The organism is Pseudomonas sp. R4-84, from assembly GCF_054130985.1.
This window is the reverse complement of record NZ_CP096390.1, coordinates 2,489,328-2,506,107: the sequence shown is the minus strand read 5'-3', so window position 1 is coordinate 2,506,107 and position 16,780 is coordinate 2,489,328. Positions and strand designations below refer to the sequence as shown.

Annotated in this window: 10 protein-coding genes; all 10 read left to right on the top strand. The window is 62.6% G+C overall.

Going from position 1 to position 16,780, the window contains the following annotated elements:
• Positions 1 to 57 precede the first annotated feature (57 nt).
• Positions 58 to 1,629, top strand: coding sequence for a glycogen synthase GlgA (gene glgA / locus M1D68_RS11535; RefSeq protein ID WP_457970412.1), 1,572 nt, complete (start codon positions 58 to 60; stop codon positions 1,627 to 1,629).
• Positions 1,630 to 1,637: 8 nt separating this feature from the next.
• Entirely contained in the window at positions 1,638 to 3,440 is a 1,803-nt protein-coding gene (gene treZ / locus M1D68_RS11530) for a malto-oligosyltrehalose trehalohydrolase (RefSeq protein WP_457970410.1), read from the top strand.
• Entirely contained in the window at positions 3,437 to 5,515 is a 2,079-nt protein-coding gene (malQ, locus tag M1D68_RS11525) for a 4-alpha-glucanotransferase (RefSeq protein ID WP_457970408.1), read from the top strand. Before treZ ends, malQ begins: the two co-directional genes overlap by 4 nt.
• Positions 5,512 to 8,298 carry a malto-oligosyltrehalose synthase gene (locus M1D68_RS11520; protein WP_457970406.1) on the top strand — a complete coding sequence of 929 codons (2,787 nt, stop codon included), beginning with the start codon at positions 5,512 to 5,514 and terminating at the stop codon, positions 8,296 to 8,298. The genes malQ and M1D68_RS11520 overlap by 4 nt, the downstream gene beginning before the upstream one ends.
• A 20-nt stretch (positions 8,299 to 8,318) precedes the next feature.
• A complete protein-coding gene (locus M1D68_RS11515; RefSeq protein WP_420766803.1) occupies positions 8,319 to 8,675 on the top strand; it encodes a DUF2934 domain-containing protein in 357 nt (118 codons plus the stop codon).
• A gap of 146 nt (positions 8,676 to 8,821) precedes the next feature.
• Positions 8,822 to 10,981 (top strand): glycogen debranching protein GlgX, encoded by a 2,160-nt coding sequence (gene glgX / locus M1D68_RS11510; protein ID WP_420766802.1) that lies wholly within the window; start codon positions 8,822 to 8,824, stop codon positions 10,979 to 10,981.
• A gap of 246 nt (positions 10,982 to 11,227) precedes the next feature.
• Positions 11,228 to 11,992 carry a PIG-L deacetylase family protein gene (locus M1D68_RS11505; protein ID WP_434563848.1) on the top strand — a complete coding sequence of 255 codons (765 nt, stop codon included), beginning with the start codon at positions 11,228 to 11,230 and terminating at the stop codon, positions 11,990 to 11,992.
• A 190-nt stretch (positions 11,993 to 12,182) separates the two neighbouring features.
• Positions 12,183 to 12,983, top strand: coding sequence for an endonuclease/exonuclease/phosphatase family protein (locus M1D68_RS11500; RefSeq protein WP_420766800.1), 801 nt, complete (start codon positions 12,183 to 12,185; stop codon positions 12,981 to 12,983).
• 168 nt (positions 12,984 to 13,151) lie between these two features.
• Positions 13,152 to 15,572, top strand: coding sequence for an autotransporter family protein (locus M1D68_RS11495; protein ID WP_434563846.1), 2,421 nt, complete (start codon positions 13,152 to 13,154; stop codon positions 15,570 to 15,572).
• Positions 15,573 to 15,864: 292 nt separating this feature from the next.
• Positions 15,865 to 16,767 carry an autotransporter domain-containing protein gene (locus M1D68_RS11490; RefSeq protein WP_420766798.1) on the top strand — a complete coding sequence of 301 codons (903 nt, stop codon included), beginning with the start codon at positions 15,865 to 15,867 and terminating at the stop codon, positions 16,765 to 16,767.
• Positions 16,768 to 16,780 lie beyond the last annotated feature (13 nt).

Here is a 16,780-nt window from a genome sequence, read left to right as displayed (position 1 = left end):
AATGTAACAACAGCTCTGGCGCTTGCCGGAAACAGATCGAGAACATAGGAGTTATTTATGATCAGTGCTGCCTTGGAACCACAGCAAGTCCGCTCTCAACTACCGCCGGCGGCAGAATCGCCGACGGCACCGGTGCTGGCCACCGGAGGCAAGGCACTGCTCCCTGTCGTTCGACAGAATCCAAATCGCAAGAAAATTCTGTTCGTGACGTCCGAAATCGCCGACCTGGTGAAGACCGGCGGGCTGGGTGACGTTTCTTCCGCCCTGCCCCGGGCGATGGCCGGGCTGCACGATGTGCGGATCCTGATCCCTGGGTACCCGCAAGTGATGAACAGCGGCAATCCTATCCATATCATCGGCGAACTGGGCGGCCATGCCGCACTTCCGCCCTGCAAGATCGGCCGCATGGACATGGCCGACGGTCTGGTAATCTACGTACTGATCTGTCCCGAACTCTATGCCCGTGAAGGTTCTCCCTACGGCGCCAACAATGGCCGCGACTGGCCCGACAACCACATCCGCTTTGCCCGCCTGGGCCTCGCCGCGGCAGACATCGCCGCCAACCTGGCGCAAATCCACTGGTGCCCCGACCTGGTCCACGCACACGACTGGCCAGCCGGGCTGGCGCCTGCCTATATGCACTGGCGCGGTCAACGCACCCCCACCCTGTTCACCATCCACAACCTGGCGTACCAGGGCGTGGTCAGCCTCGCGTCCTGCCCTGAGTTGGGTATTCCCGAGCACGCGCTGCAACAGGAAGGCATGGAGTTCTACGGCAAGCTGTCGTTCCTGAAGGCCGGCATGGCCTATTCCAGCCACATCACCACCGTGAGCGCCACCTACGCCCAGGAGATCACCACACCGGCGTTCGGCTGTGGACTCGATGGGTTCCTTGCCTCCAAGACTCAACAAGGCTTGCTCAGTGGCATCCCCAACGGCATCGATGAAAGCTGGGACGCGGCCACCGATTCCCACCTGCAGCGCCAGTTTTCCATAGGCGACTGGGATGGCAAGGCAGCCAACGCCGCGCATGTACGCGACCTGTTCGGCCTGGATGATTCCACCGGCCCACTGTTCGCCGTGGTATCGCGTCTGGTGTATCAGAAAGGCCTGGACCTGACCGAAGCCGTTTCCGAATTCATCGTCGAGTCCGGCGGGCAGATCGCGATCATCGGCCGCGGCGAGCCGGAAGAAGAACAAGCCATGCGTGAACTGGCCCTGCGCTTCCCAGGCCGGATCGGCGTGCGCATCGGCTTCAACGAAACCGACGCTCGGCGGATGTTCGCCGGCAGCGACTTCCTGTTGATGCCGTCCCGCTACGAGCCCTGCGGCTTGAGCCAGATGTATGCGCAACGCTTCGGGTCGCTGCCCGTAGCCCGGAATACCGGCGGGCTTGCCGACACGATCGAGGACGGAGTCACCGGGTTCTTGTTCAACGAATCCACCGTCGACAGTTACAAAGAGGCGCTGACCCGTGCGTTCAAGGTGTACGAGTTCCCCGAACTGCTTAATGCGATGCGCTGCCGGGCGATGTCCGCGCCGTTCAATTGGAGCAAGGCTGTGGAACCCTACGCCGAACTTTACGAACAACTGGTCGCTAAATCATTAGGAAAATCTGCCAGACAATGAGGTAACCGATGCCGTCAAGGACGCCTGAAACCTGGACCCACGGCGCGGTCCTGCTTGATCCAGAGCACACCCGTTTCGCCCTGTGGGCCCCTGATGCCCTTTATGTCAGTGTCGAACTCGACACTGGAGAATCCATACCGATGCTGCCCCAGGCCAACGGCTGGCACATGATCCAGGCCCGTTGCCCCGCCGACACTCGCTACCGCTACAACATCGATGGTGAACTGCAAGTGCCTGACCCGGCTTCCAGGTCCCAGGATGGCGATATTGACCGCCACAGCGTGGTGGTCGACCCCCACGCTTATCAATGGCGGCACACCGGTTGGCGCGGACGCCCCTGGTACGATGCCGTCATCTATGAGCTACACGTCGGCGCCCTGGGCGGTTTCGAAGGTGTCGAACAACAGCTGGCGCGCCTGGCCGGGCTTGGCGTCACGGCCATTGAACTGATGCCGCTCTCGCAGTTTCCCGGAGACCGCAACTGGGGCTACGACGGCGTGCTGCCGTACGCGCCCCAGGCTTCTTACGGTACGCCGGACCAGCTCAAGCACTTGATCGACAGCGCCCATGGCCATGGAATTGCAGTCATCTTGGACGTGGTCTACAACCACTTCGGCCCCGACGGCAACTACCTGCACCGCTACGCCAAGGGCTTCTTTCGCGAAGACAAGCACACACCATGGGGCGCGGCGATTGATTTCCGGCGCCGCGAGGTCCGTGACTTCTTCATCGACAACGCGCTGATGTGGCTGTCGGAGTACCGTTTCGACGGCCTGCGCCTGGACGCTGTTCACGCCATCGAAGACCCCGACTTCCTTCAGGAACTGGCCGCCAGGGTGCGTCAGCAGGTGGACCCGACACGGTATGTCTGGCTGACCGTCGAGAACGAACACAACCAGGCCAGCCTTCTGGAACAAGGCTACGACGCCCAGTGGAACGATGACGGACACAACGCGCTGCACGTGCTGCTGACGGGCGAGACCGACGCTTACTACGCCGACTATGCCGAGCAACCGACGGAAAAACTCGCCCGCTGCCTGAGCCAGGGCTTCGTGTTCCAGGGCCATACCAACCGCCATGGCGAATCCCGCGGGGAGCCCAGCGGTCACTTGCCGCCCAGCGCGTTCGTGCTGTTCCTGCAGAATCACGACCAGATCGGCAACCGCGCCCTCGGTGAACGTCTGCATCAACTGGCGCCGCCGCAAGCCCTGCAAGCCGCGACCGCCCTATTGCTTTTGTCGCCGATGATTCCGCTGATGTTCATGGGCGATGAGGTGGTCGCTGAACAACCGTTCCTGTTTTTTACCAGCCACCACGGCGAACTGGCCGAGCTGGTGCGTGAAGGCCGCCGCAACGAGTTCAAGGCCTTCAGCGCCTTTGCCGATCCGCAGAAGCGTGAACGGATCCCCGATCCGAACGCGGCCAGTACGTTTGACGCCTCAAGGCCCAACCTGGAGGCGCACCAGCCGGAGCAACTGGCCAGTGAAGCTCTTTATCGCCTACTGCTGAAAATCCGTCGGGAGGAAATCGTTCCGCGCCTGCCCGCCGCCCATGCCTTGGGCGCCGACGTATTGGGTCACGGCGCCGTCAGCGCACGCTGGCAAATGGGCGATGGCAGCGTGTTGCGCATCGACCTGAACCTCAGCGACAAGCCTGTCAACCACAGCGCCCCGCAAGATGCGCAGATTCTTTTCGAACATCCACCGCAGGCCATGGGTCTGTTGCAACAGGGGGTACTCACGCCCTACAGCGCGCTGGTCAGTCTGACGCAAGCGGCAACCTTGCCCACCCTTACTGGAGAGCGCCTATGAGTGATGCGCAATTGGAAATCCTCGCTGGCCGGGCAGGCCTGGCGGTGGACTGGATCGACGCCAACGGCCGGGCCCAGAAAGTATCGCCGGCGGTCCTGCGTTCGGTCCTCACCGGCCTGGGCCATCCCGCCGGTAGCGCGCAGGAAATCGACGCCAGCCTGTTGCAATTGCAAGAGGACCAACAGAACCACCGCCTGCCACCGCTGATCACGGCGGACGTCGGCGTCAATGTCGACCTGAGCCGTTATTTCGAGCCCGGCACGCCTTGCGAAATCCAACTCGAGGACGGCGCGACGATGAGCTCAAAGCTCGATGCCGATGCCGCTCTCCCCGGGATCGTCCCGGTGGGGTATCAGCACGTGAGCATCCAGGGCCAACATTTCACCCTGGCGGTGGCGCCGGCCCGTTGCTACAGCGTGGCCGATGCCGTGGATGATCCAACGCCTCGGGCCTGGGGTTTGAGCGCACAGCTTTATTCGCTACGACGCCCGGGTGATGGCGGCTTCGGCGACACCCAGGCCCTCGAAGAGCTGGCGCGGGTCGCGGGCGAACGCGGCGCCGATGCCCTGGCTATCAGCCCGATGCATGCGATGTTCAGCAGCGATACCGGCCGCTACAGCCCTTACTCGCCTTCCAGCCGGTTGTTTCTCAACAGCCTGTATGCCGCGCCGGGCACCATCCTGGGCGAGCGTGCGCTGCGCACGGCGATCGACGCCAGCGGCCTGACCAACCAATTGCGCAGCCTTGAAGAGCAGCCGCTTATCGACTGGCCGGTTGCTGCCCAAGCCAAGCAACGGGTGCTTCGCGCCCTGTATGACGGCTTCAGCCAGGGCGAGCACCCTTTGCACGAAGACTTCAGCAGCTTCCGCCATAGCAGTGGAGAAGCCTTGGAGAATCACTGCCGCTTCGAAGCCCTCCAGGCCGAACGCGCGGCTCGCGGCGAAAGCCTCGACTGGCGACAGTGGCCCGAAGAATGGCGGGACCCGCGCAGCCCGGCAATCGCCCGTTTCGCCGAAGAAAACGCTGACGAAATCGGCTTCTACGCTTTTTGCCAATGGTTGATCGCCCGCTGCCTGGAGCGTGCCCAGAGCGCCGCCAAATCCAGCGGCATGAGCATCGGCCTGATCGCCGACCTCGCGGTGGGTGCCGACGGCGCCGGCAGCCAGGCCTGGAGCCGGCAGGACGAATTGCTCGCGTCCCTTACCGTGGGCGCGCCCCCCGACATCCTCAATCGCTCGGGCCAGGGTTGGGGCATCTCCGCGTTCTCCCCCGAGGGCCTGGTTCGCAATGGTTTTCGCGCCTTCATCGAGATGCTGCGGGCCAATTTCGCCCACGCGGGTGGCTTGCGCATCGACCACATCATGGGATTGCAACGGCTATGGGTGATCCCCAACGATGCCCCGCCCACCGACGGTGCCTATCTCTACTACCCCATCGACGACCTGTTGCGGCTATTGGCCCTGGAGTCCCATCGTCACCAGGCCATCGTCCTGGGCGAGGACCTGGGTACGGTGCCCGACGGCCTGCGTGAAAAACTGGCGGCGCGCTCGATCCTCGGCATGCGCGTGTTGTTGTTCGAACAGTACAACACGCACTTCAAGCCCATTCTCGATTGGCCCGACGACGCCCTGGCGACCACCAGCACCCATGACCTGCCCACTCTCAACGGCTGGTGGCACGGCCACGACATCGACTGGAATGCCCGGCTGGAGCTGATCGATTCCCACACCGAAATGGATTGGCGCAAACATCGCCAGCGTGAACGCAAAGGGTTGCGCAACGCGCTGAACCAGGACCCGCAGAACTTCCGCGAGGAACACCGCGAAACCGACCAGGTGCTGGACGCCAGCGTGCGCTTTCTCGGGCATACCCGAGCGCCGTTGGTACTGCTGCCGTTGGAAGATGCCCTGGGCATCGACGAGCAGGCCAACCTCCCCGGCACCACCGACACCCACCCTAACTGGCGGCGGCGCCTGGCTCTGGAGAGCGGAGCGCTGCTGGACGACCCGGACGCCGCACGGCGTCTGGAAATACTCGCCTGCGCGAGGCTTCAGGCGAACGAGCGTGACCGATGAACGATAAAATGACTCCATCCCTGCGGGCCACCTTACGCCTGCAATTTCACAAGGGCTTCACCCTCGACGACGCCATACCGCAAGTGCCTTACTTCGCGTCGCTGGGTATAAGCCATATCTATGCCTCACCGCTGCTCAAGGCGCGGGCCGGATCCATGCATGGCTACGATGTGGTCGACCCGACCCAGGTCAACCCCGAGCTGGGGGGTGAAGCCGCGCTCAAGCGCCTTGTCGCCACCCTGCGCGAACATCGGATGGGGCTGATCCTCGACATCGTGTCCAACCACATGGCCGTCGGCGGCAATGACAATCCGTGGTGGCTGGACCTGCTGGAATGGGGACGGCTGAGCCCCTATGGCGAATTTTTCGACATCCAATGGCATTCCCCCGACCCGTTGATGGAAGGCCAACTGCTCCTGCCCTTCCTGGGTAGCGACTACGGCGTGGCCCTGCAAGAAGGCACGCTGAAACTGCGCTTTGATGCCACGCAGGGCAGCTTTTATGTCGAGCATTATGAGCATCGCTTCCCTGTCTGCCCCATGCAGTACGGTGAGTTGCTAAAGCCTTCGGACGACCTGGCAGCCGAGCAGATCGAGTCGCTCAAGGGCCTGGCCGAGCGCTTTACCACGTTGAACTACCAGACCGATGCCCACTCCCTCGCCCGTCCCTTGCAACAGGAACTGCGAGACCTGGCAGCGGAGCCCGCGATACTCGACGCCATCGAGGTCACCCTGCGCGGCTACGACTCCACGCAGCCGGAAGGTTTCGAACGCCTGCATCGGCTGCTGGAACGTCAGAGCTACCGTCTCGCCAGTTGGCGTACGGCGGCGGACGATATCAATTGGCGGCGTTTTTTCGATGTCAATGAACTGGGCGGCCTACGGGTCGAGCGGCCGGCGGTATTCGAAGCGACCCATGCGAAAATCTTCGAGCTGATTGCCGAAGGATTGGTGGACGGGCTGCGGATCGATCACATTGACGGCCTGGCCGATCCCCGGGGCTACTGCCGCAAGCTGCGCCGGCGCGTCGACTCGCTGTCCCCGTCACGGCATCTGCCGATTTTCGTGGAGAAAATCCTTGGCGATGGCGAAACCCTGCGCCGGGATTGGAACGTTGACGGCAGCACCGGTTACGAATTCATGAACCAGATTTCGTTGCTGCAACACAACCCGGCCGGCGCCGAGCCCCTCGCTGAATTCTGGAGCCGCCACAGTGAACGGCCAGCGCATTTTATCGAAGAGGCGCGCCTGGCCCGCCAGCAGATTCTCAATGGATCCCTGGCCGGGGACTTCGAAAGCGTGGCCCAAGCCCTGTTGCAGGTGGCGCGGGATGACGTGATGACCCGCGACCTTACCCTGGGTGCCATTCGACGGGCATTGCAGGAACTGATCGTGCATTTCCCGGTGTACCGCACCTATATCACCCCGCTGGGTCGCTCCGCCGAAGATGAGGTGTTTTTCCAGAAGGCCCTGGAAGGCGCCCGGCAAACCCTCAGCGAAGCCGACTGGCCGGTGCTTGACTGCCTGGCCGACTGGCTCGGTGGCATGCCTTGGCGCGGGCGACCTCGGGGCAGCGAGCGCAAACGGCTGCGCCACGCTTGCGTGCGCTTCCAGCAACTGACTTCGCCGGCCGCCGCCAAGGCTGTCGAAGACACTGCGCTGTATCGTTCGGCGGTGCTGCTGTCGCGCAATGACGTGGGCTACAACACCGAACGGTTCAGCGCGCCGGCTCAGGAGTTCCACGGGGCCTGCTTCGAGCGGTTGGAGCATTTCCCAGACAACCTGGTGACCACCGCCACCCACGACCACAAACGCGGGGAAGACACTCGAGCACGGCTGGCGGTGATCAGCGAACGCCCGGATTGGTACACCGCGTGCGTGGAGCAATGGCGCATCCTCGCCCCGTCGCTGCACAGTGACCCGGCCGCCCCTTCGGCCGGTGACGAGTTGATTCTTTACCAGGCCCTGCTCGGAAGTTGGCCGCTGGACCTTGACTTGCAGGACCCCAAGGCCTTGGCCAGCTATGCCGAACGCTTGTGGCAATGGCAGCGCAAGGCGTTGCGCGAAGCCAAGCTGCAAAGCAGTTGGGCCGCCGTCAACGATTCTTATGAGCAGGCAACGCAGATGTTCCTGGAGCGGTTGCTGCTGTGCGATGAGGGCTTGCCTCTGCGCTGCGCCATCGCCGAAGCCGTGCAGGCCATCGCTCCAGCGGGCGCCCTCAACAGCCTGGCGCAAACCTTGCTGCGCATGACCGTCCCCGGCGTACCGGATCTGTACCAGGGCAACGAGTTCTGGGACTTCAGCCTGGTGGATCCGGACAACCGTCGCCCAGTGGATTTCGAGGCCCGCCGTGAGGCGATGCAGGCCGACAGCGCCCCCGTGGCGCTTGTGCGTGATTGGCGCGACGGGTGTGTCAAGCAGGCACTGATCGCGCGGACGCTGGCCTTGCGGTCCGAGTATCCGCAACTGTTCCGCCAGGGCAGCTACGAGCCGTTGCCGGTACAGGGTAAGCATGCCGAGCACGTATTGGCATTCGTGCGCCAACACCAGCAGCAACGGGCGATCGTCGTGGTGCCGATTCACACGGCGCGCCTGCTGGAAAACAGTGCCCTGCCCCAGGTCGCTGCATCGGACTGGGGCGACACGCGCATCTCGCTACCGTTTGCCACCGAGGGAGCAAAACTGAGGGGACTTTTTGCAAGCGCAGCAGTCACACCCCAAAGGGAGCTGATGGTCAGCGCCGCACTGGGGGATTTCCCGGTCAATGTCTTTATTGAATCTTGAGTCAAGTCAGGAGCACTGCGATGAGTACCGACGATAAACGCATTCGTGAATTCGCCTATCAGATCTGGGAGTCGGAAGGTAAGCCTGCCGGGCAAGAAGAGCGCCATTGGGAAATGGCACGCAAGCTGGCGGAGGCCGAAGCCCTGGCGCCAAGCAAACCACCGAAAGCACCGAGCAAATCCGCGGCCAGCAAGACTGACGGCACCAAGCCGGCTGCTGCCGCCAAGGCCACCGTCGCCAAGGCCGCCGCCAAGAGCACCGCGCCCAAGGCCAAGCCCGCGACCAAGCCTTCGGCAGCTACCGCGGCAATGGTCCCGCCCGCCGACAAGGCTAGCGCTAAAAAGCCACGCGCCACGCGCAAGCCCCCGGCGGTCTGAACCCGCGGACTCATCGTTCCCAAGCCAGTGCTTCTTTCAACGAAGAGGCCTGCTTGTGGCGTGCAGACTTGTCTTCTCGCCACAAGCGCAAAGCACGCAGCCCTGCGTGCAGCGCACCACCGTATCTGTCTTTTGCAGGAGCAACTATGACCCGTCCGAAAAATACCACGCCGCCGCCCGTTATCGAGGCTTCGCGGATACGTGAAGGGCTGCCGTTTCCACTCGGCGCGACCTGGGATGGCCTGGGGGTCAATTTCGCGTTGTTCTCGGCCAACGCCACCAAGGTCGAACTGTGCATCTTCGACGACACAGGCGAGGTGGAACTCGAGCGTATCGAACTGCCGGAATACACCGATGAGATCTACCACGGCTATCTACCGGACGCACATCCGGGGCTGATCTATGGCTACCGCGTCTACGGCCCGTACGACCCCGAGAACGGCCACCGCTTCAACCCCAACAAGCTGCTCATCGACCCCTACGCCAAGCAACTGGTGGGCGAGCTGAAATGGTCGGAAGCCCTGTTCGGCTACACCATTGGCCATCCCGATGGCGATCTCAGTTTCGATGAGCGTGACAGCGCGCCATTCGTGCCCAAGTCCAAGGTCATCGACCCGGCCCATACCTGGGGCCGCGATCATCGGGTCAGCGTGCCGTGGGACAAGACCATCTTGTATGAAACCCACGTGCGCGGCATCTCCATGCGCCATCCCTCGGTGCCGGAGAACCTGCGTGGTACGTTCGCTGGCCTGATGGTCGACGATGTCCTGGAACACATTCGCAAGCTGGGCGTGTCGTCTGTGGAATTGCTGCCCATCCACGCGTTCGTCAACGACCAGCACCTGCTGCAAAAGGGCATGACCAACTACTGGGGCTACAACAGCATCGCCTTCTTTGCCCCGGATCCGCGCTACCTGGCCAGCGGCAAGATTGCCGAGTTCAAGGAAATGGTCGCACACATGCACGAGGCCAATCTGGAGGTCATCCTCGATGTGGTCTACAACCACACCGCCGAGGGCAATGAACAGGGCCCGACGTTGTCCATGCGAGGCATCGACAACGCGTCGTACTACCGGCTGATGCCCGACGACAAGCGCTACTACATCAACGATTCGGGCACCGGCAATACACTGGACCTGAGTCATCCCTGCGTGCTGCAAATGGTCACCGACTCGTTGCGCTACTGGGCCACGGAAATGCACGTGGACGGCTTCCGCTTCGACCTGGCGACCATTCTGGGCCGGTATCACGACGGCTTCGACGAACGCCACAGTTTCCTCGTCGCCTGTCGCCAGGACCCGGTGCTGCGCCAGGTAAAAATGATCGCCGAGCCCTGGGACTGCGGCCCCGGCGGCTATCAGGTCGGACGCTTCCCGCCAGGTTGGGTCGAATGGAATGACAAATTCCGCGACACCGTGCGCGCCTTCTGGAAAGGCGACGACGGCCAACTGGCCGACTTCGCCAGCCGCATGACCGCCTCGGGCGAGATGTTCAACCAGCGTGGCCGACGGCCATACGCCTCGGTCAACTTCGTCACGGCCCACGACGGCTTCACGTTGCACGACCTGGTCTCCTACAACGACAAGCACAACGAAGCCAACGACGAGAACAACCAGGACGGCAGCAACAACAACCTGTCCTGGAACCATGGCGTCGAAGGCCCGACGGATGATCCCGAGATCAATGAGCTGCGTCATCGGCAGATGCGCAACTTCTTCGCCACCCTGCTCCTGGCCCAAGGCACACCAATGATTGTCGCTGGCGACGAGTTCGCCCGAACCCAGCACGGCAACAACAATGCCTACTGCCAGGACAGCGAAATCGGCTGGGTCAACTGGGACCTGAGCGCTGATGGCCAGGCGTTGCTGAAGTTCGTCAAGCGCTTGATCAAACTGCGCATGTCCTACCCGATCCTGCGACGCGGTCGATTCCTGGTCGGCAATTACAACGAGGACATCGGCGTAAAGGATGTGACCTGGCTGGCCCCCGACGCAAGCGAGATGACCGTCGAACAATGGCAGGATGGCCAAGGCCGTTGCCTCGGCATGTTGATGGACGGCCGCGCACAGGAGACCGGCATCCGCCGCAAGGGCGGCGACGCGACATTGTTGCTGGTGGTCAACGCGCACCACGACATCGTCAACTTCCGCCTGCCAGAGGTGCCCGAAGGGAGTTTCTGGACCTGCATGGTGGACACCAACCAACCCGCGGTGCGTGGCCAGGAGCGTTTCGATTTCGATTTCGAATATTCCGTGACCGGGCGCTCACTGCTGCTGTTCGAGCTTCAACGCGAAGAAGAGGAATAAGGGACCTTCCCCGAGTCGGCTGGCGCAAGGACGCGCCCTGCTGCACGCGCAACACAGTTCGAACAAAAAAAACCGGTTCAGATACACATTCTGACGCGACGAATCCGCTGGCATGGTCAATACTTCGCCTGCGGTCGATTCCAGGACTCGGAACATCGCGAATCACAGTCATCGCTCCCAAGGGGCGACATTGGGCGGCTGGCCCGATGCGTGACTGAACGATTGGACACGACAAGGACGTATCTCATGAAACCTGCCTCTCGGTTGCAAGGCCGGCATCACCCGCAAATCTGGAACAGCGCGCCGCAACTGGCCGATATTCCGATCATCAGCACCCAGACACTCATACCCGCGGGCGCCCGCGCGGTCATCCTTGCCCCGCACCCTGGCGACGAAGTCGGCGCCTGCGGTGGGTTGCTCCAGTTGTTGAGCAACCTGGGCCAACCGATGTTGCTGATCTCGGTCACCGACGGCAGCCTGAGCCATCCGGGCTCGCCACTGTGGTCCGATGAGCGGCTGCGCACGTTTCGCCCGCATCCCCAGGAGAGCGTGGACGCCCTGCATCGCCTGGGCGTGCCTTCCAATGGCCTGCAGTGGGTCCGCGGAGGGTTCCCGGAAAAGGGCCTCGCCGAACATGAAGCCCAACTGACCGCGTTCATCGGCCATTACCTCAAACCTGGCGACGTGGTGTTCAGCACTTGGCGCCTGGACGGCGACAGCGACCACGACACGGTCGGCCGCGCTGGAGCCTTGGCCGCTGAGACCGTCGGAGCGGTGTTCAACGAACTGCCCGTATGGGCCTGGCACTGGCCGGTTCGTGAGCAGAACAGGATCCCCTGGCATCGGGCGCGCAAATTACGGCTGGACGTGTGGACCACCGCCCGCAAGCGTCACGCCATGCACGCCTATGCCAGCCAGCTCGGCAGCGAGCCCACCAACGGCATCGCACCGCTGGTGCCGAGGGTCATTCTCGATCGCATGGGCATGCCGTACGAAATTGTATTTATCTGACCTCCAGCCCTGTGGGAGCGAGCTTCCTCGCGATAGCGGCCCAGCCAACATCTCGTCAAGCTGACCTACTGCTATCGCGAGCAGGCTCGCCCCCACATTTTTTGCCTTGGAGTTTTGTCCGGCAAGAATTCCGGAACTGCCGCAGTCGCCATGAGTCGCATGAACAGAGACGTCTGACTCAGGAGTGAACGTGACTCGCGATCCCCACTGGCGGGTCGAAGAATCAGTGCCGCTGGACGCACCCGCGGCGATTCATCGACTGCGTGTTCTCACGGTGAATACCCATAAAGGCTTTACAGCCCTCAATCGTCGTTTCATTTTGCCGGAGCTGCGCGAAGCGGTGCGCGCCACAGGTGCCGACCTGGTTTTCCTTCAGGAGGTGCTTGGTGAACATGATCGACATGCCCTGCGCTACGACAACTGGCCCCAGACCTCGCAATACGAATTTCTCGCCGACAGCATGTGGAGCGACTTCGCCTACGGCCGGAACGCGGTGTACCCCGACGGACATCACGGCAACGCGCTGCTTTCCAAATACCCGATCCGCCAGTTCCGCAACCTCGACGTGTCAATCACCGGTCCCGAACGGCGCGGGTTACTGCATTGTGTGCTGGACGTGCCGGGCCATGCCGAAGTCCACGGGATCTGCGTGCATCTGAGCCTGCTGGAAAGCCATCGCCAATTGCAGCTCAAGCTGCTCTGCAAATTGCTTGACTCTCTCCCCGAGGACGCTCCGGTGATCATCGCCGGGGATTTCAACGATTGGCAATTGCGCGGCAACACCACGCTTGCCCGTCGCCAGTACCTGCACGAGGCCTTTGAACACCATCACGGGCGTCCTGCCCGGACCTACCCCGCCCGCTTCCCCCTGCTACGCCTGGACCGCATTTACCTGCGCAACGCCACCAGCCACGCCCCGCAGATCCTCGGGAACAAGCCCTGGACGCACTTGAGCGATCACCTGCCGTTGGCGGTGGAAGTGCATCTGTAGCCCCTGATCCGGGTAAACCGACCTGTAAGATCTGACAGTAGCGACGCCTTTGATTCGTTGCTAGCGTGCCTTTCCATACAGCGAGCGTTGCCGGGTCCTGTGTGCCATCTGTCGTGCAACCCATGCTGAAACAGGCATGCCATGGATGCCCATGCAGAGGGATAGCACATGATTCGGCGCGATCGGCATCTCAATCGTCTGTTCAACGCCTTGTGGGTAGCGGCTCCGTTCCTGCTTCCTGCCTCATCAGCGATGGCGGCTTGCACATTGTCACCCACGGCAGGCGACGACACTTACGTGTGCGACAGTGGCACGAGTGCAACCGGGCTTACGGATCTGTCGGGCAACAACAACCTGACGGTCTCAGGCAGTGGCCTCGTTCAGGGTGACGTCGTGTTCGATGCCGGAACCGACCGCATCGAAATCAACGCCAACGGTGTGATCGATGGCGACGTCGAGCAAGGCTCGCAAGCCGACGCGTTTGAAATGAATGGCGGCCGGATTCTATCGATCTCCCAAGGCGATGGCCTCGATACGTTCCTGATGACTGGCGGCACCATCGTCGACGCGTTCGAAGATGGCGACATCGCCCAGATGACCGGCGGCACCATCGGCAGGGTCGACATGAAGCTCGATGACAACGTCTTCGACATGTCAGGTGGGGAAATCATCGGCAACCTCGTCACCGGCTTCGGCAGGGACACCATCATCCTGTCCGAAGGACGCATCGGCGGTAATGTCAGCGTCAGCGGTGGCAACGACAGCGTGACCGTCAGTGGCGGGGAAATCGGCGGCGAGGTCCGGACCAGTGCCGGCGACGATCGATTCCAATGGAGCGGCGGCACCATCCGCTCAGCCATTCTGATGGGCGACGGCACCGACACCGCTCTGTTGCAGAATCTCACCGAGGCGGGACTCGCCCCCACGCCCAGCCTGGACGGAGGCTTGGGCCAGGACAACCTGACCTTCGAGGGCAGCACGTCCAGTACCGGAGCCCGTTATGACAACTGGGAAACCGTCAGCCTGACCCAAGGCTCGCGCCTGGACTTGGGCGACACGCTGCTGCTGGGCGACAACGTCACCGGCACGGGTGTGTTCAACATCGACAGCAGCAGCGTATTGACCTCGACCCAAGGCGTCATCGCGCCGTTTACTTCAGGCCAGATGACCACGCTCAACAATGCCGGAGCAATTGATCTTGCCGACGGCAACACCCGCACCAACGACACCCTCACCGTGCAAGGCAATTACGCCGGCAATGGCGGCCAGCTACGCCTGCAAACGGTGCTTGGGGCCGATGATTCGCCCAGTGACAAACTGGTGGTCAACGGTGGCACCCTGACAGGCGGCACCGCCATCACCGTCACGAATCTGGGTGGCGCCGGCGGCCTGACTACCCAGGACGGCATCGAACTGGTCCAGGCCCAGAGCGGAGCCGTCAGTGATAGCAGCGCCTTTTCACTGGCGCAATCCGTCTCGGCCGGTGCATTCGACTATCGCCTGTTCAAGGGCGGCGTGGCCGGCAACGCCAACAACTGGTACCTGCGCTCCACGGTAGTGGCGGGCCCGGTCGCAGCGCCCAGCCCGACGCTGCCGCCGCTGCCGGCCGCCGTGCCGGGCGCTGCGCCGATTCCCTTGTACCGCCCCGAAGTCCCTACCTGGTCAGTACTGCCCCCAGCCGCCGCGCAATTGACGCTGATGGCCCTGGGTACGTTTCACGATCGGCAAGGCGACCAGCGCCTGCTGTCGGAAACCGGCGCGTTCGGCGCGGGTTGGGGCCGGGCCTACGGCAAGGACCTCGATCAAACCTGGGCGGGCACGGTAACGCCCCGGTTCGACGGTTCCATCAAGGGTTTCCAGGTCGGCCACGACTTGTACGCCGCCCCGACGTCCGACGATCGGACCCAGCGTATCGGTTTTTTTGTCGGCCACACCGAACTGAACGGTAACGTTGACGGCTTCAACCTCGGGTTCCAAGGCCGGCGCGCTGGCAAGATCGAGCTCGATGGCGACAGCTATGGCCTTTACTGGACCCTCATCGACCGCTCGGGTGGCTACATCGATGCGGTGGTCATGGGCACCCGCCTGAATGGCGATAACCGCTCCGAACGTGGCGTCAAAATCGACAATCGCGGGCACGCCTTGACCCTATCGGCGGAGGCCGGCTATCCGTTTGCGGTAGCTCGCGACTGGGTCTTCGAACCCCAGGCCCAGATCATTCATCAGAAGATCAGCCTGGACAGCCAGGACGATGGGATTTCAAAGGTCGAATTCGACTCCGACAGCGCCTGGACTGGCCGCCTAGGCGCCCGGCTCAAGGGCAGCTATCAAGTCAGCGGCTTGCCGGTGGAGCCCTATCTACGAGCCAATATCTGGCACACCTTTTCCGGCACCGACACGGTGACATTCGACGACACCCAACGGATCGAGACCGAACAACGCGCCTCCACGGCGGACCTGGGCGTTGGCTTGGTCGTTAGCCTGGCGTCGAGCGTCAGCGCCTATGCCGGCGTGGACTACAGCAATAACCTGGACAGCAACCAGCAACGCGGCGTGGCGGGCAATGTGGGCGTGAGAATCAGTTGGTGAGGCGCAGACGACGATGAATTGACGCCTAAATAGGATCGTTTTTATCCGCGTGAAATCATTGGGTTAGCGCTCCCTGATTTCACTATGCCATTTGTCGGCCAATTTCTTGACGCAACCGCTTTGGTCTTCTTGAATACAACGTACTACCCCCGGAAACACAGTCAGGGGCAGGCCTCTGGAACCCCGCCATCGCGGGTCGCCAGAGGTTTGCCTCATCCATTCGGTCGCCCCTCATTCGGGGTAGGAGAGACGCCCTAAGCGAGAAATGCATGCGATTGCAAGGCAGACCCCCATGAAAACTTCCCCCCGCCCGCAGGAACTCAAAACCACCCTCTGCACCGTCTCGACCTCCCTGTTGCTGTGTTCGTCGATGCAAGTGCTGGCCGAACTGGAAGACCCTCTCACTGCCCCCTGGTACGACCGAACACCCGCCGACCACCCAACGGGCAACGACCCCGCTTCGGGCAAAAGTCCCGCGCTCTTCACGCTTCGCAACAACAATGGCCATACCCAGCGCGTCGGTTTGATCAGCGGCCAGAGCCGGATCACAGCCAATGGCAGCGCAATGCTGGTCGCGCCGGCTCTCGCCAAGCCGGGCCAGGAAACCCTGAGCCTGGAGGGGCAGAATCTTGGAGCCTACTGGAGCCTGACCGGCCCCGCGGGCTGGCACGTGGACCTGAGTGCCAGCGGGGGGCGGGTCAACGGGTTCAGCCTGAACGAACAGGGTCAACGTCAAGCCACCGAGGGCAGCGCCGTCACGCTGTCGGTCGAAGGCGGCTTCCCCATCGGCATCAGCGAAAACTGGGTGGTCGAACCCCAGGCGCAGTTGATCAACCAGCGCATCAGCCTTGATACGCCGAACGGCGAAAATGGCGACAGCAGCGAACTGAGCACTTGGAGCGGTCGCGTCGGCGCCCGGCTCAAAGGGGCCTACCAAGTCAACGGCCTGGGCGTCGAGCCGTACGTGCGCACCAACCTGTGGCACACGGTCCAGAGCGCCGACACCGTTACCCTGGACAAAGTCGACAAGATCAGCAGCAGCCGCAAATCTTCGACCGTTGAAGTCGGCCTGGGCCTGGTTGCCCGGGTCACCCCAGTGGTGAGCCTGTATGTCAGCGCCGACTACAGCAGTGACGTCGACGACAACGACCTCAACGGCGTCATCGCCAGCCTGGGCGTGCGGATGCGTTGGTAAACACCGGCTTCAT